This window comes from Variovorax sp. GW822-FHT04A09 (genome assembly GCF_058801005.1).
In genome coordinates, this window is the sequence record NZ_JBXAMV010000007.1 from 99395 (window position 1) to 124078 (window position 24684).

Here is a 24684-nt window from a genome sequence, read left to right on the forward strand (position 1 = left end):
GGCAGGTGCCGCGTCAACCCAGTGCGGGCTGCACGGCGCGCGGCGCGGGTGCCGGCATGCCGGCGAACGCGAAGTCGACCTCGGGCGCCAGCCCGCTCACGATGCGCGCGATCGACTTGCCCGAGCCGCAGGCGTGCGTCCAGCCGAGCGTGCCGTGGCCGGTGTTGAGGAACAGGTTCGGCAGCTTGGTCTTGCCGATCAGCGGCACGTTGCTCGGCGTGGCCGGGCGCAGGCCAGTCCAGAACTGCGCGCGCTCGGTGTCGCCGGCGCCGGGGAAGAGCTCCTCGACGCGCCGCACGATGGCTTCGCAGCGCACGCGGTTCAGGTCGCGGTCGTAGCCGTTGAGTTCGGCCGTGCCGGCGATGCGCAGGCGGTCGCCCGACTCGGAGGTGTAGCGCGAGAACACCAGCTTGTATTCGTCGTCGGTGAGCGAGACCTGGTGCGCCTTCGACGCGTCCTTCACGGGCAGCGTCACCGAGTAGCCCTTGGCCGGGTAGATCGGCAGGCGGATGCCCAGCGGCGCGGCGTACAGCGGGCTCAGCGAACCCATCGCAAGCACGAAGGCGTCGCCACGGATGCGCTGGAAGCGGCCTTCGTTGTCGGTCGCCTCGACGTGGTCGATGCTGCCGCCGGCTTCGCGCAGCGCAGTCACCGTGTGGCTCATGAGGAACTTCACGCCGGCCGCCTCGGCCAGCTTCACGAGCTCGCGCGCGAAGCGGTTGGCGTCGCCCGACTCGTCTTCGGCGGTGTAGGTGGCGCCGGCGAGTTGCGGGCGGATGTGGGCGAGGGCGGGTTCGATCCTGATGGCCTCGTCGGCGGAGATGACCAGCCGCTCGCAGCCCAGGGCACGCATCTGCTCGGCGGGCTTGAGGGCGCCGTCGAATTCTTTTTGCGTCGTGTAGAAGTGCAGGATGCCTTGCGTGCGCTGGTCATAGCTCAGGCCGGTGTCTCGACGCAATTGCTGCAACATTTCCCGGCTGTATGTACCGAGACGAACGATCTGTTCGATGTTGTGGCGGGTGCGCGTGGGGGTGCATTCGCGCAGGAACTGCAGGCCCCAGAGCCATTGGCGCATGTCGGCGCGGATGCGAAACAGCAGCGGGGCATCTTCCTTGCCGAGCCATTGCAGCACCTTCAGCGGCGCACTCGGATTGGCCCAGGGTTCGGCATGGCTGACCGAGATCTGGCCGCCGTTGGCGAAGCTGGTTTCGGCGGCCGGGGTGGCCTGCCGGTCGATCACGGTCACCTCGTGGCCGAGTTGCTGGAGGTAGTAGGCCGAAGTCACGCCGAGCAGGCCGGCGCCAAGAACGATCACACGCATTGCAAGTACCTTTGAGTTTGCAGCGCTTGAACGGCGGGCGTGGAGTGCTATTGAAAAAATAGCAAGCAACCGGACGACCGATGTCCAAGTTGCCGCTCCCCCTGTCCTCGGTACCTGAGAGATTCACCCTGCTGCACCCGCAGCGGGTTTGCTCCTTCGGTGCGCCACATGGCGTGGCGGCTCTCCAGACGGCTGTATCGATGAGTGCAGTACTGACCCCTTGCCGAAGTTCCTGGGCGTTGCCTGGAATTTCGTCGGGCCGACCTGAGCGTTTATGGGAGTTTGCGCCTTCGGTAGGGCCTCCGTGGAGGCCCGCTCTCCTGCAATTGTTGGCGATTGTAGGCGGGCCCCGCAAGCCGGCCAAGCCCTGTACATCGGCACTTCACACCGATGGGATAATTGAATGTTGATTTTTGGTAAAGCAAACTTTTTTCTACAGGTGGGGACCTCATGATCCTGGTTACCGGCGGCGCAGGCTTCATTGGCGCCAATTTCGTGCTCGACTGGATCGCGCAGGGCAACGAGCCCGTCGTGAACCTCGACAAGCTGACCTATGCGGGCAACCTCGAGACCCTCGCGTCGCTCAAGGGCAACGCGAACCACGTCTTCGTGCAGGGCGACATCGGCGACAGCGCGCTGCTCGATCGCCTGCTGGCCGAGCACAAACCCCGTGCCGTTGTGAACTTTGCCGCGGAATCGCATGTGGATCGCTCGATCCACGGCCCGGAAGACTTCGTGCAGACCAACGTGCTCGGCACCTTCCGCCTGCTCGAATCGGTGCGCGGTTACTGGAACGCCCTGCCGGCCGACCAGAAGGCGGCCTTCCGCTTCCTGCATGTGTCGACCGACGAGGTCTACGGCTCGCTCTCCAAGACCGACCCGGCCTTTACCGAAGAGAACAAGTACGAGCCCAACAGCCCGTACTCGGCCAGCAAGGCCGCCAGCGACCACCTCGTGCGCGCCTGGCACCACACCTACGGCCTGCCGGTGGTCACCACCAACTGCTCGAACAACTACGGCCCGTTCCACTTCCCCGAGAAGCTGATCCCGCTGATGATCGTCAACGCACTGGCCGGCAAGAACCTGCCCGTGTACGGCGACGGCATGCAGGTGCGCGACTGGCTCTACGTGAAGGATCACTGCAGCGCCATCCGCCGCGTGCTCGAGGCCGGCAAGCTCGGTGAGACCTACAACGTCGGCGGCTGGAACGAGAAGCCCAACATCGAGATCGTCAACACCGTGTGCGCGCTGCTCGACGAGCTGAGCCCCCGCGCCGACGGAAAGCCGTACAAGGAACAGATCACCTACGTCACGGACCGCCCGGGCCACGACCGCCGCTACGCCATCGATGCACGCAAGCTCGAGGCCGAGCTTGGCTGGAAGCCCGCCGAGACCTTCGATACCGGCATCCGCAAGACCGTCGAGTGGTACCTCGCCAACGGCGAGTGGGTGCGCAACGTGCAAAGCGGCGCGTACCGCGAATGGGTCGAGAAGCAGTACGACGCCGCACCCGCAAAGGCTTCCGCATGAAGTTGCTGCTGCTCGGCAAAGGTGGACAGGTCGGCTGGGAGCTGCAGCGCAGCCTCGCGCCGCTCGGCGAAGTGGTCGCACTGGACTTCGACAGCACCGACTTCCACGCCGACTTCAGCCGCCCCGAGCAGCTGGCCGCCACGGTGCTGGCGGTGCGCCCCGACGTCATCGTCAATGCCGCCGCGCACACCGCCGTCGACAAGGCCGAGAGCGAGCCCGACTTCGCGCGCAAGCTCAACGCCACCTCGCCCGGCGTGGTGGCCGAGGCCGCGCAGCAGATCGGCGCGCTGATGGTGCATTACTCCACCGACTACGTCTTCGACGGCAGCGGCACCCGCCCCTGGAAAGAAGACGACGCGACCGGCCCGCTCAGCGTGTACGGCCAGACCAAGCTCGAAGGCGAGCAGCTGGTGGCGCAGCATTGCGCGAAGCACCTGATCTTTCGCACCAGCTGGGTGTACGCCGCACGCGGCGGCAACTTCGCCAAGACCATGCTGCGCCTGGCCAAGGAGCGCGACAAGCTCACGGTCATCGACGACCAGTTCGGCGCCCCCACCGGGGCTGAGTTGCTGGCCGACATCACCGCGCACGCCATCCGCGCCACCTTGCAAGACCCGACCAAGGCCGGGCTGTACCACGCCATCGCCGGCGGCGAGACCACGTGGCACGGCTACGCGCGCTTCGTGCTCGAGATGGCGCAGCAGGCCGGCGTCGAACTCAAGGCCGGCCCGCAGGCCGTGGAGGCCGTGCCCACCAGCGCCTTTCCGACGCCCGCGAAGCGGCCGCACAACTCGCGGCTCGACACCACCAAGCTGCAGACCACCTTCGGCCTGCGCCTGCCGCCTTGGCAGGAAGGCGTGGCACGCATGCTGCGCGAGACGCTCTGACCGACTGATTTTTCCTGCCCCTCACAGAAGAAGACTCCCATGACGCAACGCAAAGGCATCATCCTTGCCGGTGGCTCCGGCACCCGCCTGCACCCGGCCACGCTCGCCATGAGCAAGCAACTGCTGCCGGTGTACGACAAGCCCATGATCTATTACCCGCTGAGCACCCTGATGCTCGGCGGCATGCGCGACATCCTGATCATCAGCACGCCGCAGGACACGCCGCGCTTCCAGCAGCTGCTGGGCGACGGCAGCCAATGGGGCATCAACCTGCAGTACGCGGTGCAGCCGAGTCCCGATGGCCTGGCGCAGGCGTTCATCATTGGCGACAAGTTCGTGGGGAATTCGCCGAGTGCGCTGGTGCTGGGGGACAACATCTTCTATGGGCATGACTTTGCCCATCTGCTGTCGGACGCTGATGCGAAGCAAAGCGGTGCGACCGTGTTCGCGTACCACGTGCATGACCCGGAGCGCTACGGTGTGGTGGCCTTCGACGCCCACGGCAAGGCCAGCAGCATCGAAGAGAAGCCCGTCAAGCCCAAGAGCAGTTACGCCGTGACCGGTCTGTACTTCTATGACAACCAGGTGGTCGACATCGCGAAGGCCGTGAAGCCCAGCTCGCGTGGCGAACTGGAAATCACCGCTGTCAACCAAGCCTATCTGGACCTCAACCAGCTGAATGTGCAGATCATGCAGCGCGGCTATGCGTGGCTGGATACCGGCACGCACGAAAGCCTGCTCGAAGCGGGGCAGTTCATCGCGACGCTGGAACATCGGCAAGGGCTGAAGATCGCGTGTCCTGAAGAGATTGCTTGGCGCAATGGCTTCATTGACCGCGCGCAGCTCGAAAAGCTTGCTGCACCGTTGCAGAAGAACGGCTATGGCAAGTACCTGAACCACTTGCTGGCCGAAGAGGTGCGCTCGTGAAGGCCATCCAAACCGAGATCCCCGACGTTTTGATCATCGAGCCGAAGGTCTTCGGCGATGCGCGCGGCTTCTTCTTCGAGAGCTTCAATCAGGCCGCATTTGACGCCGCCGTGGGAGAACATGTTTCCTTCGTGCAAGACAACCATTCACGGTCTGCAAAAGGCGTGCTGCGCGGGCTTCATTATCAGATTCAGCAACCGCAAGGAAAGTTGGTGCGGGTAACGCGCGGCACGGTCTATGACGTGGCTGTAGATATCCGCAAATCGTCCCCAACGTTCGGTCGATGGGTCGGTGTGGAGCTCAGTGAGCAAAATCAAAAGCAATTCTGGGTGCCAGCAGGCTTTGCGCACGGATTTCTTGTCTTGAGTGAGTCGGCAGATTTTTTGTACAAGACAACGGAATACTATGCGCCTTCCCACGAAAAATGCATCGTATGGAATGACGCCGATTTGAATATCCAATGGCCTGTCGCCGGGTTGAACCCTTTGTTATCTCAAAAGGATCAGCAAGGGTCCAGTTTTGCAGAAGCTGCTCTATTTGAATGAATGTTGCCTTGTCGGCCCAGCAGCCGATGCGGAAAAATGGCTTTAGCCAGGTGAGTCGATGGCTTTCATCAGGATCGATTTGAAGGGTTGTGTTAAATGAGGAAGATCGTGCCGAATCCTGACTGGTCATTGGAAAAAATTGCGGCATCAGCATTGTTCGATGCCGATTTTTATTTGGCGAAATATCCGGACGTTGCGGCGGCGGGATTGGACCCCCTTGAGCATTACTCTTCCCATGGCTGGCGCGAAGGTCGAAACCCTAGTCCATCGTTCGATACCAAATTTTATCTTCGCGCATATCCCGATGTCGCGGCCGGGGATCTGAATCCACTGAATCACTACGCAGTTTATGGTGCGAAAGAAGGGCGCGCCGCCGTTCCCCCGCGACGCGCCGTTGAAAGCGGAAAAGATATTGTTCTGGCCGCTCGCCCTGCGCGAATACGGGCAGCCGGTTGGACCCCAGTTGCCGACATTGATTCGCCGCTCGACAGAGAGTCTGTCCAGCAACTCCTTTTTTCGGCATTCCAGAAGAATGCAGGCGCTGTGATCATTTCCATGAGTCATGATCAATATTTAAAAAGCGTTGGCGGAGTCCAGACTGCGATCGCCATTGAACAAGGAGTGCTTGCCGAGGCTGGCTGGATCTATGTGCACCTTTGCCCTGCGTTCCCGTTGCCATTTCTTGCTGATGCGGCTGACGAAAACGCCACTTTTCTCGTACTGACTTTGAACGGTAAGCGCGAGGGTGTTGTCAAGCTGGGCGATTTATTGACTTCGTTGCCTCTGGCTGCAAATGAGTGCAAAAAGTCCTTGGATCTAGTGATTCATCATTTGATGGGTTTTTCCGTGGAAACGGTGGCCAAACTGTCTCGAGTCTGCACAGCCGGAACTCCCAAGTTATGGGTGCATGATTTTTTCAGTCTTTGCACCAACCCATTTTTGCTACGTAACGACATTGCATTTTGCAACGCGCCTTCGGTCGAGTCTTCGGCGTGTATGGTCTGCTGCGAGGGGGGCGATAGACGCCTTCATCTCGAAAATTTAAGGCGTTTGTTCGATGAGCTTCAACCGATTGTCTTGGCACCCTCTGAAACGGCGTTGAATTTTTGGAAAAGCAGGGGTGATTTCCCCCATTCCAAGGCCTTGATTCTTCCTTTGGCGCGCGTCGAATTGGGTATTCCCTCCCGCAATACTCAGCGCAGACCTTTGCGTGTTGCTCATCTGGGGGCTGCAGCCCCGCATAAAGGTTGGGCGACTTTCAAGAAGATTGTCGAACGCCATGCCGAAGATGAGCGCTATGAATTTTTTCGCCTCGGATTCGGAAAAACTGAATTGGATGGGTTGACAGAAGTGCTGGTCGAGGTCAAGCCTAGTAATCTCGATGCAATGATCGAGGCAGTTCTCGAGTATGAAATCGATGTGGTGATAAATTGGTCGAGCTGTTATGAGACCTTTTCCTTCATCACCCTCGAAGCCCTTGCTGCCGGGGCATTTGTGGTCGCTCGAAAAGATGCCGGAAATGTGTGGCCAGCAGTGGTCGCTGCTGACAAAAAGAGAGGTATGGGCGTCGCTACAGAAATTGAGCTAAGGGCGTTGTTCATGACGGGAGAAATTGTGCAGCGAGCCAATGAAAAGCTCACAAGAGGCCAACTCCTTCGCTCAAGAGGTACTGCGGACTTGCTATTGAAAGAGGTTTCCTTTGTCTAGTACCCATTGCTATACAAGTATTTCGTTCAGCTATCTGGATCGCGCACGCGTACTTGCTGAAACGATTCGAAAGCATCATCCGGATTGGACTTTGTGGCTGTGCCTTTCGGATCAGGAGCCGGAGGGTTTTGAATTCAATCTTGACGATGAAGATTTTGACCATGTGGTGCGGGTTTATGAACTCGATGTCCCGAGCCATCATCCGTGGATTTTTGGACATGACGTAGTCGAGTTGTGTACGGCAGTCAAGGGGCCGATGCTTCAAAGAATCTTGGCGAGTGGAGCCGATAGGGTCTTGTATATTGATCCCGATATCGCTTTGTTTTCCCCTTTGACTCACGTTGAAAATTTACTTGAAAGCCGAGCAGTTGTTCTGACGCCTCATCTCTTGACACCCGAACGCACTCGGACCGGTGTGATAGGTAACGAAATTTCCTGCTTGAAGCACGGAGTCTATAACCTCGGGTTTGTTGCAGTGAGAAACTGCCCGGACGGTCATCTCTTTGCAAACTGGTGGGCGGAGCGGCTCCGAGAGTTTTGCCACGACGATATTCCCAATGGGCTGTTCACCGATCAGCGTTGGTGTGATTTGGCTCCAGCACTTTTCGACAATGTCGCAGTGTTGAGAGATCCTGGTTACAACGTAGCCAGCTGGAATATTAGCAACCGTCCAATTTCGATTGATGGGACTGGGAATGTCTACGCGGGAAATGCATTGCTCAGATTTTTTCATTTCACCAAAGTGAATTCCGTGGGTGAGGAGCAATTGGATTTGTATTCAAAGGGGCGGTCTGAGGTTTTTGAGCTCCTTCGCTGGTACCGCTCTCGACTAATTCATCATGCGGTCAAGGGGTTGCCGACCGGGTGGTGGCGGTATAGCCATTATGACGACGGAGTTGCGGTGCCGCGTTCTCATCGAATTTTTTGGCGCAATAGTCCCGAAATTCATAGCCTGTATCCGGATCCTTTTGGGGTTGGCGCTGATACTTTTCGGAGCTGGTACGAGAGCAATCATGTTTAAAAAAACAGCTTGCCTCGCTGATTTTTTCTTTTTTTTAAAGCGTCGGTCTTTATGAAATCTCTTGATACGCGGTACGGGTCGCTTTGCGTGCCGGAAGCAGCAGATGACTTGATCGGACGTTTTCTTTCCGCGTACGGCGAATGGGCGCACGACGAGGTGCGTTTCGTCGCGAACGCATTGCCAAGTGGTCCGGTGCGTGTTCTGGATGTTGGGTCGTTTGTTGGGACTTTTGGCATAGGCCTGACGGCTGAAGCCGAGGTTTCGGCTCTTGCGTTTGTCGAGGCCAATCCAGTGGCGGCACAGGCATTGCGTAAAAATGTGGAAAGCTTGGTCCGCGTTCCGGCCTCCGTGATTGAGGCCGCTGTTGTTCCTGACGGGCGAGAGTTAGCGGGGCGATATGACGAGAGCAACCTCGGGTCGCTGTCGTTCGCCAGCACTACCGATCAGACGCGCGTCGAGTTGGTTTCCAAGACAAGTTTCGTCAGGCTATCGGATATTTACCGAGAGCATGGCGGCTTTGATCTCATCAAAATGGATGTCGAGGGGCTTGAGTATTCGATACTCGACGCCGATCGCTCACTTCTTCTTCCGGGCGGCCCTGCTTTTTGGCTCGAATGCAATGAGGAACCTGTCGTCCTTGATTTGGTTGAACTTTTAATTTCAGCCGGGCTGACCGTTCACTATTTTGCGTTTCCCGCATTCGCACCGAACAACTTCCATGGAGAACAAGCGCAGATATTTCCATGGGCTTACGAATCAGGATTGTGGGCGAGTCGCGGCAATACCCCATCGCTCTCGCCCTTGTTGGTTGAGCACAATTGCATTCTCAAAAATATTTCCTCCCGCGAGGATCTTCGGATTGCACTATGGCAGACGCCGCGATGGGGAAGAGCCGAATGGAAAGACGCCTCCCCGACGGCCTTGGTGGCAGAGGCCGCGCACGCTGCATTGCGGCAGGAGTTCGACGATTTTCTAGCGAAACCCGCCCGCCCGCCTGGCCCTACTTTTCATGAGCTCCGACAGGAAGTCGCGAGTTTAAGAAGTGAACTTCAATCGACGCAAACGATGCTCGATGACAGCGATAGGCGTCGCGCTGACGCTGAAAATAAGATGCGATCGCTGGAGGCGGTTCTTGCGGTCGCCAAGCAGTTTGAATCGGTCGTCGAGCATCAGAGGATCGAACTGGGCAGGCTGAATGCCATTGAGCAAAGCACATACTGGCGCACTGGTTCCCGCATTCGGGGGTTTTTATCGGCACACCCAAAGATAAAACGTGCGTTGCGATTCTTGCTGGCCCATACGTATCGAATACTCAAGCCTGCGAAATAATCAATTCCTGAATGAATTTTGTTCATCAGGCGAGCGTTGGGTTTTCTTGAGTTCTACCACATAAAAAATTCGCAGTCGTGAAAAAAAATCCTGAGAAGTTTGGCTCGACAGTCGTTTTTCTTTTCGCGCTCGCAGTGACGGTACTGTTCAGCATAGCTTCCAATCCGGGATTTATGTCCTTCGACTCCGTCGAGGCACTTCGCCAGGCCAGGGAGGGTGTTGAAGGTTCTCAGTATCCGCCCTTTGGTAGCTATGTTTGGCGAGTCTTCGATTGGGTTTGGCCAGGCCCGACGTTGATGCAGCTATTTCAGAATGGAACATTATTGCTGTCATTCGCTTGGATACTCAAGAATATTGGTTGGCCATGGCCTATTCGATTGGTAATTCTTGCAACTTTTGCATTGCTTCCGCCTCTCACCGGAACAATGCTGGTAGTTTGGAAAGATGTGGCCGTCGCGGCGTTCTATATGCTCAGTTTCGCTTTGATGTTTGCGGCATCAAAACTAGAGATTGGAGCAAAAAGAAGTGGACTTCTTGCTGCTGGGGTTGTTTTCTTGTTTTGCGGAATGGCCTATAGATTCAACGCTGCAAGCGGCGCACTAGCCATCCTTGTATACGCTTTTTCCCTGCGCGAGAACGGACGTGGTGTTCGGGCTTCTTTTGTGAAGTATTGCTTGTCTGCTTTTGCATTTCTCTTGATTCTGTTTTCGTTGGTTTGGGTGATAAATAGTTTTCGGTTTCCGGAGTTTGTCCGACTTGAGAAAAACACCAACATGATGAGCATCATGCGACATGATCTGGTTGGGATTTCGGCATTTTCTGGAGAAAGCTTTTTGAAGGACAACTCCGGCCTTCCAGTAGCACCGGAGTACCTAAAGAAAATCTATGACGCACGTCACCTGAACATCACTAGTAATAACGATTCGGAGAAGCGCATATCCAGCGAACTAGATGGGTTGACACAGCAGTGGTTGGGCGCAATTAAGAAAAACCCTGGGGCCTATTTGAAACACCGGCTTGCGATTTTTTCCGAATATGTAGGATTTCATGATCATGAGATTTTTTACGTCACTCATCCAAATGTTGATCAGAATAAATTTGGAATCGTGCAGTTGCCCAATCGATTGACTCCGGTTTTTGTGAATTATGTTGTTTTTTTTAAACAAAGCTTCGTGGATCGGGCTTGGATTTATTATTTGATTGGATTTTTGGCGTTGGCCTCAGCCTTTTTGCAGAAGGATTTTCGCTATCGAACAGAGGCTGCTGTGACTCTTTTTAGTGCGCTTCTCTACTTGGCGCCGATGTACTTCATTACCCCGGCAGGAGATTTGAGATACAACTTCTGGAGTATTTGCGGCACCCTGGTTAGTATTGTTTTTGTGGGCGCAGGCTATGTTGAAAAGATTTGGCAAAAACGGTCTGCTGCCTTGACTGCCTGAAATCGATTTTTCTTTAATTGGTTTTGATTGAAAATAAAATGAAAGCTGTAATATTGGCTGGGGGACTGGGGACTAGAATCTCCGAGGAAACGCATCTGAAGCCAAAGCCAATGATTGAAATTGGCGGGAAGCCTGTGCTTTGGCATATCATGAAAATATATTCCACTCATGGAATTCGCGATTTCATCATTTGCTGTGGCTACAAGGGGTATGTCATCAAGGAGTATTTTGCGAACTACTTCTTGCATATGTCCGATGTCACTTTTGACATGGAGCGCAATGAAATGCACGTTCATCAGCGCTATGCAGAGCCTTGGAAGGTAACGCTCGTAGACACGGGAGACGAAACCATGACGGGGGGGCGCCTCAAACGTGTTGCTGCGCACTTGGACGGGGAGGATGATTTCTGCTTCACCTATGGCGACGGTGTCAGCGATATCGATATTACCGAGCTTGTCAAATTCCATCGGGCCAACAAGTTGAAGGCCACGTTGACCGCAACGCTCCCTCCCGGCCGTTTTGGCGCGTTGGAATTGCAGGACCACAAGGTCAAGGCATTTCAGGAGAAGCCCAAAGGCGATGGCGGACATATCAACGGAGGCTTCTTCGTCCTTTCGCCTTCGACGATCGACTACATCACCGACGACCAGACGATCTGGGAGCGCGAACCTTTAGAGCGCTTGGCGAAAGAGTCGCAACTTGGCGCCTACAAGCACGATGGGTTCTGGCAGCCAATGGATACGCTGCGCGACAAGATGCATTTGGAAGAACTCTGGCAAAGTGGAAAAGCACCATGGAAGACGTGGTGATGACCAATTCCTTTTGGACGGGCAGGCGCGTATTCCTGACCGGGCATACCGGCTTCAAAGGCGGGTGGCTGGCTTTGTGGCTCGCCAAACAGGGTGCTGTGGTGACCGGCTACGCGTTGGCGCCGGCGTATGAGCCAAGCCTTCACTCGTTGACGGCATCGTCAGGGTCGGTTGAGTCCATCGTCAATGACATCCGAGACCTGGAGCGGCTGCGGGGCGCGATGGCGGCATGCGCTCCTGAAGTGGTGTTCCATCTCGCCGCTCAACCGCTTGTGCGGCGTTCCTATGCAGATCCTGTTGAGACCTACTCGACCAACGTCATGGGAACTGTCAACTTGCTGGAAGCAGTTCGTTCCAGCAAGTCGGTACGTTCGGTCGTGGTCGTCACCAGCGACAAGTGCTACGAAAATCGCGAATGGCCGTGGGGCTATCGGGAGAACGAGCCCATGGGGGGCTATGACCCTTACAGCAACAGCAAAGGATGCGCGGAGCTGATTTCGTCGTCATATCGCTCGTCATTCTTCAATAAGGATCGCTACGCTCAGCACGGTGTTGCGTTGGCCACTGCTCGCGCCGGCAACGTGATCGGTGGCGGCGACTGGTCAGCCGACAGGCTGGTCCCGGATCTGCTGCGCGCGTTTGGCGATCAGCGGGACGCCAGTATTCGCAATCCGGGCGCGATTCGACCGTGGCAGCATGTGCTGGAACCCTTAAAGGGGTACATGATGCTCGCCGAGAAATTGCACACCGAAGGTCCTGCGTGGGCTGAGGCATGGAACTTCGGTCCCAACGATGCTGATGCGCGTCCGGTGTCCTGGATTGCCGATCAATTGGTGAGCCTGTGGGGCGGCAACGCCCGGTGGCGTAAGGAAACCGAAGCTGAACAGCCCCACGAGGCCAATTGGCTCAAGCTCGACTGCTCCAAGGCGCGGCAAACGTTGGGTTGGGTTCCTCATTGGGATCTACGCAGGAGCCTCACCGCGATAGTCGATTGGCAAAGGGCCTGGACCAACGGCCGCGACATGACTGAATACACCATCGAACAGATCGAACAATACGAAAGCACCCCCACTCATGACTGAAGTTTCATTCCAGAAAAACGAGCTGCGCAAGAAGATTCTGGCCTTGGTCGCTGAATACGGCGAACTGGCCAGCAAGCCCCAGCCGTTCGTCCCCGGCGAAACGTTGATACCACCTTCGGGCAAGGTCGTCGGCACGCCGGAAATGCAGATGATGGTGGACGCCTCGCTCGATGCATGGCTCACCACAGGTCGCTTCAACACGCTGTTTGAAAGCCGCCTTGCCGCGTACCTTGGAGTGAAGCACCTGATGACGGTCAATTCCGGGTCATCGGCGAATCTGGTGGCGTTCTCCACGCTGACTTCGCCCAAGCTGGGTGACCGTGCAATCAAGCCAGGCGATGAAGTCATCGGCGTGGCTGCGGGTTTTCCGACCACGGTCAATCCGATCTTGCAGTGCGGTGCGGTGCCCGTCTTCGTAGACGTGCATATCCCCACTTACAACATCGATGCGGACCTGCTCGAGGCGGCCATCGGTCCGCGCACGAAAGCGATCATGCTGGCCCACACGCTGGGCAATCCGTACAACCTGAAGGTGGTCAAGGCCGCTTGCCAGAAGCATGGGCTGTGGCTGGTCGAGGATTGCTGCGACGCCCTCGGTGCCCGCTATGAGGGGCAGTTGGTGGGAACGTTCGGCGATATCGGTACCTTGAGCTTTTATCCCGCTCACCACATCACCATGGGCGAGGGTGGTGCGGTATTCACGAACAGCGACGAGTTGCGTCTGATCGCCGAATCCATTCGCGACTGGGGTCGTGACTGCTACTGCCCGCCCGGCAAAGACAACACCTGCGGCAAGCGCTTTTGCTGGAAGCTTGGTGATTTGCCCGAGGGTTACGACCACAAGTACACGTACTCGCATCTCGGCTACAACCTGAAGATTACCGACATGCAGGCGGCCTGTGCGCTCGCTCAACTCGACCGTCTCGACGGTTTCGTGGATGCTCGCAAGAAGAACTTCAACTACCTGAAGGACCGGCTTCGCAGCGCGGAGGAGTTCCTGGAGCTGCCTGAGGCAACGCCTGGCTCGGACCCGTCGTGGTTCGGCTTTCCCATCACCCTACGGGAATCCGCCAATACGCGCCGCGTCGATTTGTTGACTTACCTCGACCAGCAGAAGGTCGGTACGAGACTGCTTTTTGCGGGCAATCTGTTGCGTCAGCCCTATATGGCGGGTCGCAATTATCGTGTGGTCGGAGAACTCAAGAACACCGACCGGATCATGAACGACACATTCTGGATCGGCGTCTATCCGGGCCTGACCGAGTCCATGCTGGATCACACGATCGAAAGCATCGAGACCTACCTGGGGCTGCGATTTGACTGAACCTTGTCAGCCGGTGTCGACGCAGGATCTCGAAGAGGTCCTGCGCCTGACGTCGGATGAAGTGTGGGAAGGTTTGCGCGGGCAAACAGTCTTCATTACTGGCGGCACCGGCTTCGTTGGCAAGTGGTTGTTGGAGTGCCTGCTGCACGCCGACCGCAAGATGGAGCTTGGTCTGGCGTTGACGGTGCTGACGCGCGAACCCGACAGGTTTGCACGTTCCAGTGCGCACTTGGCCAATGCATCGGCTGTGAGCCTTGTTCGGGGCGATGTTGTCGACTTCGAATTTCCGACTGGCAAGTTCTCGTTGGTCATTCATGCCGCGTTGCCGGTGGCTTCTCCGCAGTCGGGCGGCGGTGAGCTTGTGCGACTCGCCGATGCTGGTGCACGCAGAGTCTGCGAATTTGCAGCGACCAGTGGTGTTCAGCGTTTGCTGCATGTCAGCTCGGGTGCCGTCTATGGCGCACAAGCTCAGCCTGTGCCGCTGGCGGAAGAGTTGACGTGGAACGACGATGAGACCGCCAACGACTACACGCGTGCGAAGCGTCGCGCGGAAGCGGTGGTCATGCAGGATTGGCCTTTCGACGTGCTGATCGCACGGTGCTTCGCGTTCATCGGTCCTTGCCTGCAGCCTTCGAGCGGCTCGGCGGCTGCCCAGTTCATCGAGAGGGCCGCGAGCGGCGGCGGCATCGTGGTGCAGGGGACTGGGGAGGCCGTGCGTACATACCAGTACGCAGGCGACATGGTGCGCTGGCTGCTCAGTGGTCTGGTGTTGGGCGCGTCCGGCCGCACCTACAACATCGGCAGTGACGCGAAAGTCACAATCGCAGAACTGGCTACAGAGATCACCCGACTCGTTGGCTCTGGCGTGCCTGTCCGTGTCGCCGGGCAAGCCGTGCCGAGTCTTGCCGGTTCCTGTTATGTGCCGGACTTGCGACGGGCATCCACTGAGCTTGGGCTGCGCAATGCGGTTGATCTCGAAGAGGGAATTCAACGAACGCTCGCATGGAAAAAGGCGTCAAGCTCCTTATCAAACGCTCCAACATGAAACCTCAATTCAACCCTTCCAGCCTGCGCAGGACCGTGGTCGAGATGGCGTTTGCGGGCAACGCCGTCCACCTGGGCTGCGCGTTCTCGATCATCGAACTGCTGTCACGTCTTTATAGCCATCACATGCGCTACGACGCGTCCAATCCCGACGATCCTTCGCGAGACTATCTGGTGCTGAGCAAAGGCCATGGAGTCATGGCGCAATATGCTTGCCTGTACGAATTGGGATGGATTGGTCGCAACGACATCGATGCTTACTTTCACGACGGCTCTCGACTCAAAGGACTCTCGGATGCACATGTACCGGGATGCGAAGTGACCTCCGGCACCTTGGGGCACGGGCTCTCGGTCGGCGTTGGACTCGCGCTGGCGGCCGCACGCGGAAAGACTGGGCAAAAGTGCTACGCCATCGTCGGTGATGGCGAGATTAACGAGGGCGCTATCTGGGAGGCGATGCTCTTCGCCGCTCATGCAAAGCTGGACAACCTCATGGTCATCGTCGATGCCAACGGTTTCCAGGCAATGGGGGCCACCGACGAAGTGATGCAACTCGGGAGCATCAGCGCGAAGTTTTCGGCGTTCGACTTCGACGTGCTGGAAGTCGATGGGCATGACATGGATGCCATATCGGCCGCCATCGAAAAATTGGAGTCCGTTAAGAGCGGGCGTCCCAAAGCGCTGGTGGCGCAAACGGTCAAAGGGAAAGGCGTTTCTTATATGGAGAACGTCAATGCTTGGCATTACTCCCGCCTGAACCAAGATCTCTACGCGCAAGCGCTGCACGAGCTCGGAGGAGCACCCTAATGAGAGCCGCATTTTCCAACGCGCTGATCGAAGCGGCGACCAATGACGAGCGGGTGATTCTTCTGACCGGAGATCACGGCTACGCGCTGTTTGACGAATTTCGTAAGCGTTGTCCGAATCAGTACATCAATGCGGGAATCGCCGAGCAAAACATGGTCGGGGTGGCCGCCGGGCTGGCGAAGGCCGGCCTTCGCCCCATCGTCTATGGGCTGAGTGCGTTCGTGCCGGTACGCGTGCTCGAGCAGATCAAGATCGACGTTTGCTACGAACAGTTGCCGGTGATCTTCACGGGTGACGGAGCAGGTCTGGTTTACAGCACGCTGGGGACGAGTCACCAGAGCTTTGAGGATATTGCGTGTCTTCGTGCGGTTCCGTACATCGACATCATGTCTCCGTGCGATGCGCACGAGTTGACGGTCGGTATGAGAATGGCGCTGGCGCAGAAGAGCCCGGTGTACTTCCGTATGGGCAAGGCCGACATCGGAGCAGTCCACGAAGCTCCGCCGCAACTTCGGCGCGGTGGCTTGGTACAGGTTCGCAAGGGCGGCCACTCCGTCAATCTCATTGCGACCGGCTCTATGGTGAAGACAGCTTGTGCGTTGGGCGACGAGTTAGGTGCCTCGGTCTGGAGCGCGCCGTGGATCAAGCCACTTGATGCAAGTCAGCTGACGGAGATGGCCGCAAGTGCTTCGGCGTTCGTTACGTTGGAGGAGCATTCCGCGGTGGGGGGCTTAGGCGGTGCCGTGCTTGAGGCAATCTCCGAACTTGCACCGCGTCCTGTTCTTCGCATTGGTATCGGCGAGCGCTTCTCCGAAACCTGCGGCAGTCACGTACATGCGATGCGCGAGCATGGACTCGACCTTGCGACAGTGCGTGAACGTGTACTGCCTTTCGCCGAGAAATGGAAAGTCGCGTGAAGTGTTGAATTCGCAGCTACTTCGCTTCCTCGTGGTTGGCGGCCTGAACACGGTTGTCGGCTACGCGCTTTTTGCAGTGCTCTCCTGGGCGGGGTTGCCTTACCCGTTGGCCATCGGGTTGGCCACGATCGTTGGTGTTGCGTTCAACTTTCAAAGTACCGGGCGGTTGGTTTTTGGTGGTGCGCCGCTGTCGTTGCTCTGGCGCTTCGTTGCTGCCTACGTTCTGGTGTATCTGATCAACATCGGTGCGGTGGCACTGTTGCTGCGTGCAGGGCTTAACGTCTATGTTGCAAATGCCTTGGTCATCCTTCCTTTGGCGCTGATCTCGTTTGTGCTGCAGCGTCGATTCGTTTTTGGAATGTCATGAAACATATCACCGTCGTCACGCCTTGCTACAACGAGGAAGACAACGTCGAAGAGGTTTACCGCCAGGTCCGAGCGGTCTTTGCGACCATCGAGGGGGTGACTTATGAGCACCTGTTCATCGATAACGCTTCCACGGACAAGACGCCAGGCCTTCTGCGCGAATTGGCGGCGACGGACTCAAGCGTCAAGGTCATTCTGAATGCGCGGAACTTCGGTCATATCCGCTCGCCTTTTCACGGACTGCTGCAGGCGGGTGGGGACGCAGCGATTTTGCTAGTAGCTGATTTGCAGGATCCCCCTGAACTCATGAAGGAGTTCGTTGGAAAATGGCTGCAGGGCGCGAAGCTGGTGGTGGGCGTCAAACCCTCCGCAGACGAATCCGGACTGATGTTCGCAATTCGCAGGGCCTACTATCGGACGGTGACACGCATCGCAGATGTCAAGCTGATTCAGAACTTCACTGGCTTCGGCCTCTACGACAGACAGGTGCTGGAGGTGCTTCGCCGCATTGACGATCCGTACCCCTATCTGCGCGGGCTGGTTTCCGAGGTGGGTTTCGAAGCGGTGCAGGTGTCCTACAACCAGCCGCGCCGAAAACGCGGCATCACCAAGAACAATTTCTATACCCTCTACGACATCGCGATGCTTGGGATTACCTCGCATTCGAGGGTTCCCTTGCGCATCGCGACGATGGCCGGGTTCGCCCTTTCCGGCCTCAGTCTTGCTGTTTCGTTGCTCTATCTTCTGTTGAAAGTCGTCTTCTGGAGTCAGTTTTCGGCCGGGTTGGCGCCGATTCTTATCGGCATGTTCTTCTTCGCCTCCGTACAGTTGTTCTTCATCGGATTGCTGGGGGAGTACGTCGGTGCGATTCTTACGCACGTCATGAAACGCCCGTTGGTTGTAGAGCGCGAACGCCTAAACTTCGATCAGCCCTGAATGAGAAATGCCACGCCCGAATAGACGATGGGGTGTGGTGCGTGAAAGCGTAGCCCCAGCGATATAGAACAAGGAAATCGGAGCGATGAACGAGCGAGTGAGAAGGTTTTTTTCGTTTTGGAAGGAGCAGGGCACAGGGGCCGTTGTGCGACTGGTTCGTGCCAAACTGGGGCGTGCGGTAGCCGGGCGACCCATTCTGGGAGGGGGGGAGGCAGCTGCTGCCATCAACGCGGTCGACCCGATCGTGAAGGCGAACGACGTTACGGCTGGGTACTTCTTGGCGATTCAGCCCTTGGAAACTTTCCTGATACCGGCTTCCTCGACGCGAAGAATCAGCCTGATTACCGACAGTATTGGTCGCGGCAGCCTGTTTGGCGGCGTTGGCACGGCCATGCTGTTAGCGGCACAGCTGGCCAATCGGTTGAGTGCCACACTGCGAATTGTGACCCGTACCGAAGAGCCCTCGCCGTCGAACGTTGCACAGATCCTGGGGGCGTATGGCATCGAGTTGACTCATGAAGTCCAGTTTGCATTCTTGCCACCCGTGGTGTCCGGCTTAGAGGTCGCTTCAGAAAAACCGCAAACCGGCCCTGCGGTCCCGGGGTTGGATATTCATCCGGACGAGCTGTTCATCACGACCTCCTGGTGGACAACAGCCGCAACGTTGCCCAGCGTTCCGCGCGCTTCGATCATCTACCTCCTCCAAGAGGACGAACGGATGTTCTATCCCTTTGGCGAGCAGCGGGTCCAATGTGAGCGTGTGCTCTCTACCCAGGACATTCGATTTGTTATCAACACGCAACTGCTGTACGACCACCTCATTGCATCTGGCTTGGAGAATTTGAACCGCAGCGCGAGTTGGTTCGAGCCTGCATTCCCGAAAACGCTGTTCCACGAGCGTGAGCGTGTTCCGGGCGAAAAGAAGCGTTTCTTTTTCTATGCGCGACAGAACAATCCGCGCAATCTTTTTCACATCGGCCTCGATGTGATTGATCGTGCGATCAATCAAGGCGTTCTCGATCTCAATGAGTGGGAGGTGTTTCTTGTTGGAAAAGACATCCCGAATGTGACATTCGGCGACGGTTATGTGCCCCAGCGCTGTGAGGGCCTGGAATGGAAAGCCTACGCCGATCTTGCCGGAACGATCGACCTTGGGCTTTCCTTGATGTACACGCCGCACCCGAGCTATCCGCCCCTGGATCTGGCTGCGAGTGGTGCGATCGTGGTGACCAACAAGTTCGCCAACAAGCAGGACCTGTCCAACTACTCGCGCAATATCATTTGCGCCGAACTCGATACCGAGGCATTGGTGGAGGCTCTTCGAACTGGTGTAGCGCTTGCTGAGGACCAGCAAACGCGCCGCCGCAACTTCTCGGCCAACGCACTCGGCGCAGACTGGGCCGCAGCGTTCGAGGAAACGCTCCAGTTGCTCACAGCGGCGCGCTAATGTTTTCTCTGGACATTCCTCAGGTTCCCTATTCGGACCCGTGGCTTCTGCCGCTCTCGGCGCGGCTGGCGATGCTGCATCGCCGCAAGGTTCGCGTCGCCTACTTCTACGAAGAGCCGAACAACAGCACCTTCCGCTACCGTGCCTACAACATGGCCCAGGTGCTCAATGAGGCTGACGGGGGCAATGTCTCGGCAAGCTATTTTTTCCTGTCGGATGTAGCGCGCTTCGATGAGATTGCAGATGCTGCAGACATGCTGGTAATTTGTCGTTCGCGCTATTGCCATCGGGTCAACGGATTGATCAGCAAGTTCCGCGCACGCCGCAAGCGCGTGCTGTTCGATGTCGATGACCTGGTTTTCGACACCGACTATGCGCACCTGGTGGTTGCCACGCTGGGCCTTGACGTCACACAGAAGGGGCTTTGGGACGATTGGTTTGCGATGATCGCGCGCATGGGCCAGACGCTGCGTCTTTGCGACGGCGCCATCACCACCAACGAGTTTCTTGCACAGAAGATTTCGGATTACTCCGGCCTTCCGGCGTCCGTCGTGCCAAACTTCATGAACAAGGAGCAGCTCGCCGTCGCGGAAGATGTCTTTGCTGCCAAGCAGCGCATGCGCTTTGTCGGCAGCGAGAAGATCTGTCTTGGCTATTTCAGCGGATCGCCGTCGCACCGACTTGACTACGCCATCGTGGAGCCGGCATTGGCCGAAGTACTTTCACAGCGCCCGAACGTGGAAGTCATGGTGGTTGGTTACATCGAGCATGGCCCCAGAATGCGAGAGTTTGCTGATCGCGTCAGTCGACAGCCTTTTCACGATTACGTGAACCTCCAGCGTCTGCTGGGAACAGTCGAGTTCAATCTGATGCCGCTGCAATCAAACGCGTTCACTGACTGCAAATCCGAACTGAAGTACTTTGAGGCGGCCAGCGTTGGTACTCTGAGCATTGCATCGCCGAGCTTCACTTACCGCGGCGCTATTCGCGAGGGCGAGAACGGCTACTTGGCGAAAGCCCACGAATGGACCGCGTCAATCTTGAGCGCCATAGACCGAAGTGAGTCCTATGAAGAGATGGCGACCGAAGCCAAGCGTGACGCGCTGCTAAAGTTTGGATGGCAGCACCAAGGCGCCACCATCCTTCGAGCACTGCAACTCATCTGAGTTGAAATGTCCTGCAGAGTGATGGCTTTTCTCGTTCAATAGATCGCCACAACCCCAATGAACGACGACGGCCGAACTTGACGAAATTTCTCCACCAAGACACGGTTCGGGCGCAGACCATCTTCATCTTTTTGGCGATTGGCACCGTGTTGCTGGCAGTCGCCTTGGTTATGGCGATAGACGCTCAGCCGTCAAATATTGCATCTTCTGCCAGCTTGATCATCGACGCGTACAAGGACTACATCGCGCCGAAGCCAACCGAGCGTTTTGTTTTTGGATTGCTTGCCGTCACGATACCGGTGTTGGCGGTCGTGGTCACATTGAAGGCTCCCAACTTTGAGCATTTGACAGCGCGGCCGTTTGCGTCATCGTTGCCATGGTTTGTCGCCTTGATGCTCTACTTGCCGTTTTTCGGCTCTGACTTCGTCGTCACGCTGCTCGGTCGATATGGCGCGATCAATCCGCACATGGGTCTTCGAGTTGCTGCGAGCCTTGTCGTGGCGATAGGGTGGTGTGTATGGTTTGCTCGGGTTGAGCGAGTGCGCCTGTCTGGCGCGAGGCGCGGGAACGCATTGCTTTTGGCCTGGTTGATCTTTGGTGCAACTGTTCTGCTTCAGTTGTTGTCTTGGCGGGTTGTCAGCTTTGCGTCGGTTACGCGAAGTGGTGTCTGGTCGACGCATGCCGACCCGGTCTTTTTCGCGCTGAGCCAAGTGGTTGCTGGGAAGACGCTGCTTGCTGACTTGCCGTCCCAATACGGGCTGTTCCCGCACATGCTGGCTCCGCTGTTCTGTGTCGTGGGACTCTCGGTGCTGAAGTTGAGCGTTCTCTTTGCATTGATGCAGGTGACGTCAATGGCTGGACTGTTTTTTGTCACTTCCAAGCTTGTGAGGAGCCGGTTGCTGCTGCTGCTGGCGGGCCTTGCACTTGTGATGGTGACGTTCGAGACGGTCTTGTACTTCGCCGGCATCGATGAGCGCTACTACCAGTACTGGCCCATTCGATTCTTCTGGCCAGCAATGTCCGTGCTTGCGTTCTATTGGTTTGCGTGCAGACGGACGCTATTGCGATGTGCAGCGGTATCGCTGCTCTCGGCCATCGGTCTGCTCTGGAACGTCGATTCGGGGCTCTTTATCGTTGTTGCGTTCGGTGCCTATCTCGTGGCGCAATGGGCAATGATCCTCTTTCCGTGGTCAAAGCCTCCCAACGAATTGCGCAACCGTTGGACTTCGCGCTCCTTCGCTGCAGCAATTGCCATTCACGCGGTCGTCGCTACGGCGGTCGTGAGCGCATCGCTCGCCGTGATGGTTCTGAAGGCTGGCGGCCCGCTCAATCTTCGTGCGTTGTTCGAGTACCAGCGAATCTTTGTCGAACTTGGTCTCATGATGCTTCCATTGCCGACCAAAGTGCATCCTTGGATGTCGGTCTTGGGCGTATACCTTGCCGGGGTGGTTGTTTCCCTCGGCATCTGGCGGCGGCGTGGCGCTCAAGTTCGGGCAGACGTGATGTTTTATCTCAGCATGTTGGGGCTCGGTCTGTTTGTGTACTACGCCGGTCGTGCGCACATCTTGAACCTTGTCACAGTTTGCTGGCCTGCTGTGGTGCTCGCCGCATGTGGGGCGGACGACTTGCTTCGTGGCGTGCGAGCAAAGGTATTGCCACGCGTGCAACTGGTTCTGCCCGTTGTTGCAGTCGCAATGCTTCTGCTGGCGGCAGCCAGCTTCGTGAGCAGAGTACCGTTTCTGCTCACGAAGGTTTGGGCTCAACTGGAAACGCACGGGCAAGTCGAAGAGCCGTTCGTTGCGAGTGAACTCGATCTGATCAGGGCACATAGCATTGGCAGGCGTGAATGCCTGATTCTTTCCCAGCGTCAAGGCATCTACTATGCCGAGTCAGGGCTTGCGTCGCCCCTCAAGGGGCCGGGCATCGTGGAAATCCTGCTCAAGAGCGACCAGCAAGCTATCGTCGAAGCCTTTGTCAAAGGACGTCTTGAATGCGTATTTCTCGGTGTGGGCGGATTCTCGAACCCCGGGCTGAACATGGATCTTGGCAATGTCCTTGCCAACTACGAAATCAAAGGCCGCAATACGCCGGAAACGATGCTTTTCCTGCAGGCCAAACCGTAACGTCACCGCCGCTGGCGTAATCGCATTCAGCACCGATGTGGCTCCGTGCCACGACGAAGACTGTGTCTCATGATCCAGTCGCGATTCGCTGACCGCAGACAACAGTTGGAATATCGGGGCGGCGAGCCCGCGCCGTGCCGTCCTAGCTTTCGACGATCCGCCCGTGTTCCATGTGGATCACGCGATTGCATTCCTTGGCAATCAGCTCGGGCGAGTGCGAGGCCAGCACCAGGATGCCCGACTTGGACACCACGTCGCGCATCCGCTTCTCTGCCTTCTCGGTGAAGGCGGCGTCGCCCACCGACAGCCATTCATCCATCAGCAGGATGTCGGCCTCGACGCTGGTCGAAATGGAGAACGCCAGCCGCATCATCATGCCGGTCGAGTAGGTGCGAACGGGCATGTTGACGTACTCGCCCAGGCCGCTGAATTCGCAGATGTCGGGCGTGAGCCGGTCGACCTCTTTCTTGCTCATGCCCATGACGAGGCCGCGCAGCATGATGTTCTCGATGCCGGTGGCGTCCATCTCGATGCCCAGTGCGGGGTCGATCAAGCTGGCCACGGAGCCCTGGCGCGTGAACTCGCCCGACGACGGTTCGTAGACGCCCGCCAGCGTGCGCAGCAGCGTCGACTTGCCCGCGCCGTTGTGGCCGATCAGGCCCAGCCGGTCGCCGCTCTTGAGTTCGAGGTTGAGGCCGCTGAGCGCCTGCACCACGGTGACGCCGGTTTCCTTGCCGAAGCGCCCGCCGGTGACGGAGGCCGCCAGCGTCTTCTTGAGTGACACCGAGCCGGCCCCGTAGATGGGGAAGCTGACCGAAACGTTCTTGAGTGAAATGGATGCCATGGATCAGAGCCAGTAAACGACGCGGCGACGGTATTTGACGAACATCACGCTCGCGGCGGTCAGGCACAACACGGTCCACACGCCGATACCGATCCAGCTGTGGAGATGGGCCTCGCCGCCCATCAGCGGGGTGCGCAACAGGTCGAGCATCTGCGCGAAGGGGTTCCACAGCACGTACTTGGCGCGGCCCGGGAGGTTCTCGGGAAGCCAGAACACGGGGGTGAGGAACATCAGCATCTGCATGATGCTGGTGATGATCTGCGTCACGTCGCGGTAGCGGGTGCAGATGAGGCCCAGCAGCAGGCCGAGCGCATGGGCGTTGACGATGAGGATCAGGAAGGCCGGAATGACCAGGAGAACCGACCACGACAGCGAGACGCCGGCCCACAGGGCGACGGGGATGTACAGCACGATCTGGTGGGCGAACTGGATCAGGTTGCGTCCCAGGCCTCGCCACACGAAGAGGCTGATGGGAAAGTAGCCCTGCTTCAGGTAGTTGGAGGCGCCGACGAAGGCGTTGCAGGCATCGGTGACGATCGCGGAGAAGAAACCCCAGAAGATGACGCCGAGCGCCAGGTGCGGGAAGAACTTGTCCAGCTGGGTGCCGAAGAGCGAGGCATACAGCGGGCCCATGCCGCCGATCATGATGCCCATGCTCAGCGTGAGCCACAGCGGCCCCAGCATGGAGCGGCGATAGCGCAGCACCACGTCGAACCAGGCCAGCGTCCACCAGATGTCGGTGCGGCGGGTGCCTTCCCACCAGTCGGCCAGGGCGCTTCGATGGAGATTGGAATGAACTTGGCTCATGCGTGTGCGTCAGTGTCTTTGTCTGCCATGCGGATGCCGATGTGCAGGGTCAGGTTCCCACCGCCGCGTGAAACGGCGATGAGCAAAAGCGCTTCGTGGCCGAGGGGGTCAAGCGGGATTTCTTGGAGGGCTATGGCCGGATGGGCCGGGACGGTGCTCGTGCGAGCCCGCGCATTTTATTCAGAGTATCAACTGAGAGATAATTTTACCGGCTCCGGTTCCCCTGCAATTCGTAACCATGGAAGAGCCCACCGCTCCCCCGATCGGACGGGCTGCGGCTGCCATCGGCAGCATGCCCGACAGAAA

Annotated in this window: 22 protein-coding genes and 2 riboswitches; of the genes, 19 read left to right on the forward strand and 3 right to left on the reverse strand. The window is 57.7% G+C overall.

Annotation, left to right across the window (positions count from 1 at the left end; translation table 11 throughout):
* Positions 1 to 13: 13 nt before the first annotated feature.
* Complete coding sequence (locus tag AC1RLW_RS27755) at positions 14 to 1321, reverse strand: D-amino acid dehydrogenase (RefSeq protein WP_493195843.1); 1308 nt, start codon at positions 1319 to 1321, stop codon at positions 14 to 16.
* 91 nt (positions 1322 to 1412) lie between these two features.
* Positions 1413 to 1519, reverse strand: a riboswitch (glycine riboswitch).
* A gap of 44 nt (positions 1520 to 1563) precedes the next feature.
* Positions 1564 to 1654, reverse strand: a riboswitch (glycine riboswitch).
* 117 nt (positions 1655 to 1771) lie between these two features.
* On the opposite strand from AC1RLW_RS27755, the gene rfbB reads away from it, so the two are divergent.
* From rfbB to AC1RLW_RS27850, 19 genes are all read left to right on the forward strand, one after another.
* Positions 1772 to 2851, forward strand: a complete 1080-nt coding sequence (gene rfbB / locus AC1RLW_RS27760) for a dTDP-glucose 4,6-dehydratase (RefSeq protein ID WP_307635984.1) — start codon at positions 1772 to 1774, stop codon at positions 2849 to 2851.
* Positions 2848 to 3738 carry a dTDP-4-dehydrorhamnose reductase gene (gene rfbD, locus AC1RLW_RS27765; RefSeq protein WP_493195844.1) on the forward strand — a complete coding sequence of 297 codons (891 nt, stop codon included), beginning with the start codon at positions 2848 to 2850 and terminating at the stop codon, positions 3736 to 3738. Before rfbB ends, rfbD begins: the two co-directional genes overlap by 4 nt.
* 39 nt (positions 3739 to 3777) lie before the next feature.
* Entirely contained in the window at positions 3778 to 4665 is an 888-nt protein-coding gene (gene rfbA, locus AC1RLW_RS27770; RefSeq protein WP_493195845.1) for a glucose-1-phosphate thymidylyltransferase RfbA, read from the forward strand.
* Positions 4662 to 5210 carry a dTDP-4-dehydrorhamnose 3,5-epimerase gene (gene rfbC, locus AC1RLW_RS27775; protein WP_493195846.1) on the forward strand — a complete coding sequence of 183 codons (549 nt, stop codon included), beginning with the start codon at positions 4662 to 4664 and terminating at the stop codon, positions 5208 to 5210. Before rfbA ends, rfbC begins: the two co-directional genes overlap by 4 nt.
* Before the next feature lie 96 nt (positions 5211 to 5306).
* Positions 5307 to 6917 (forward strand): glycosyltransferase family protein, encoded by a 1611-nt coding sequence (locus AC1RLW_RS27780; RefSeq protein WP_493195847.1) that lies wholly within the window; start codon positions 5307 to 5309, stop codon positions 6915 to 6917.
* A complete protein-coding gene (locus AC1RLW_RS27785; RefSeq protein ID WP_493195848.1) occupies positions 6910 to 7938 on the forward strand; it encodes a hypothetical protein in 1029 nt (342 codons plus the stop codon). The genes AC1RLW_RS27780 and AC1RLW_RS27785 overlap by 8 nt, the downstream gene beginning before the upstream one ends.
* 51 nt (positions 7939 to 7989) lie before the next feature.
* The gene (locus AC1RLW_RS27790) at positions 7990 to 9267 is read left to right on the forward strand and encodes an FkbM family methyltransferase (RefSeq protein ID WP_493195849.1); all 1278 of its coding nucleotides are present in this window, start codon (positions 7990 to 7992) and stop codon (positions 9265 to 9267) included.
* Positions 9268 to 9344: 77 nt separating this feature from the next.
* A complete protein-coding gene (locus tag AC1RLW_RS27795; protein ID WP_493195850.1) occupies positions 9345 to 10706 on the forward strand; it encodes a hypothetical protein in 1362 nt (453 codons plus the stop codon).
* 38 nt (positions 10707 to 10744) lie between these two features.
* Positions 10745 to 11515, forward strand: coding sequence for a glucose-1-phosphate cytidylyltransferase (rfbF, locus tag AC1RLW_RS27800; protein ID WP_493195965.1), 771 nt, complete (start codon positions 10745 to 10747; stop codon positions 11513 to 11515).
* Positions 11500 to 12597, forward strand: a complete 1098-nt coding sequence (rfbG, locus tag AC1RLW_RS27805) for a CDP-glucose 4,6-dehydratase (protein WP_493195851.1) — start codon at positions 11500 to 11502, stop codon at positions 12595 to 12597. The genes rfbF and rfbG overlap by 16 nt, the downstream gene beginning before the upstream one ends.
* A complete protein-coding gene (rfbH, locus tag AC1RLW_RS27810) occupies positions 12590 to 13921 on the forward strand; it encodes a lipopolysaccharide biosynthesis protein RfbH (protein ID WP_493195852.1) in 1332 nt (443 codons plus the stop codon). Before rfbG ends, rfbH begins: the two co-directional genes overlap by 8 nt.
* Before the next feature lie 13 nt (positions 13922 to 13934).
* Positions 13935 to 14966, forward strand: coding sequence for an NAD-dependent epimerase/dehydratase family protein (locus AC1RLW_RS27815; protein ID WP_493195853.1), 1032 nt, complete (start codon positions 13935 to 13937; stop codon positions 14964 to 14966).
* A complete protein-coding gene (locus tag AC1RLW_RS27820) occupies positions 14924 to 15772 on the forward strand; it encodes a transketolase (RefSeq protein WP_493195854.1) in 849 nt (282 codons plus the stop codon). The genes AC1RLW_RS27815 and AC1RLW_RS27820 overlap by 43 nt, the downstream gene beginning before the upstream one ends.
* On the forward strand, positions 15772 to 16689 hold the full coding sequence (locus AC1RLW_RS27825) for a transketolase family protein (RefSeq protein ID WP_493195855.1): 918 nt from the start codon (positions 15772 to 15774) through the stop codon (positions 16687 to 16689). The genes AC1RLW_RS27820 and AC1RLW_RS27825 overlap by 1 nt, the downstream gene beginning before the upstream one ends.
* Before the next feature lies 1 nt (position 16690).
* Positions 16691 to 17056 (forward strand): GtrA family protein, encoded by a 366-nt coding sequence (locus AC1RLW_RS27830; RefSeq protein ID WP_493195856.1) that lies wholly within the window; start codon positions 16691 to 16693, stop codon positions 17054 to 17056.
* Positions 17053 to 17991 carry a glycosyltransferase family 2 protein gene (locus AC1RLW_RS27835; RefSeq protein ID WP_493195857.1) on the forward strand — a complete coding sequence of 313 codons (939 nt, stop codon included), beginning with the start codon at positions 17053 to 17055 and terminating at the stop codon, positions 17989 to 17991. Before AC1RLW_RS27830 ends, AC1RLW_RS27835 begins: the two co-directional genes overlap by 4 nt.
* Before the next feature lie 85 nt (positions 17992 to 18076).
* Entirely contained in the window at positions 18077 to 19438 is a 1362-nt protein-coding gene (locus AC1RLW_RS27840; RefSeq protein WP_493195858.1) for a rhamnosyltransferase WsaF family glycosyltransferase, read from the forward strand.
* Positions 19438 to 20604 (forward strand): glycosyltransferase, encoded by a 1167-nt coding sequence (locus AC1RLW_RS27845; RefSeq protein ID WP_493195859.1) that lies wholly within the window; start codon positions 19438 to 19440, stop codon positions 20602 to 20604. The genes AC1RLW_RS27840 and AC1RLW_RS27845 overlap by 1 nt, the downstream gene beginning before the upstream one ends.
* A 77-nt stretch (positions 20605 to 20681) precedes the next feature.
* Positions 20682 to 22727: a hypothetical protein gene (locus tag AC1RLW_RS27850; RefSeq protein ID WP_493195860.1), complete on the forward strand. Its 2046-nt coding sequence runs from the start codon at positions 20682 to 20684 to the stop codon at positions 22725 to 22727.
* 142 nt (positions 22728 to 22869) lie between these two features.
* Here the strand turns inward: AC1RLW_RS27850 and AC1RLW_RS27855 are convergent, their stop codons facing one another.
* Together AC1RLW_RS27855 and AC1RLW_RS27860 are read right to left on the reverse strand one after the other, a co-directional pair.
* Positions 22870 to 23571 carry an ABC transporter ATP-binding protein gene (locus AC1RLW_RS27855; protein ID WP_062471155.1) on the reverse strand — a complete coding sequence of 234 codons (702 nt, stop codon included), beginning with the start codon at positions 23569 to 23571 and terminating at the stop codon, positions 22870 to 22872.
* A gap of 3 nt (positions 23572 to 23574) precedes the next feature.
* On the reverse strand, positions 23575 to 24378 hold the full coding sequence (locus AC1RLW_RS27860) for an ABC transporter permease (protein WP_493195861.1): 804 nt from the start codon (positions 24376 to 24378) through the stop codon (positions 23575 to 23577).
* Between the last annotated feature and the right edge of the window lie 306 nt (positions 24379 to 24684).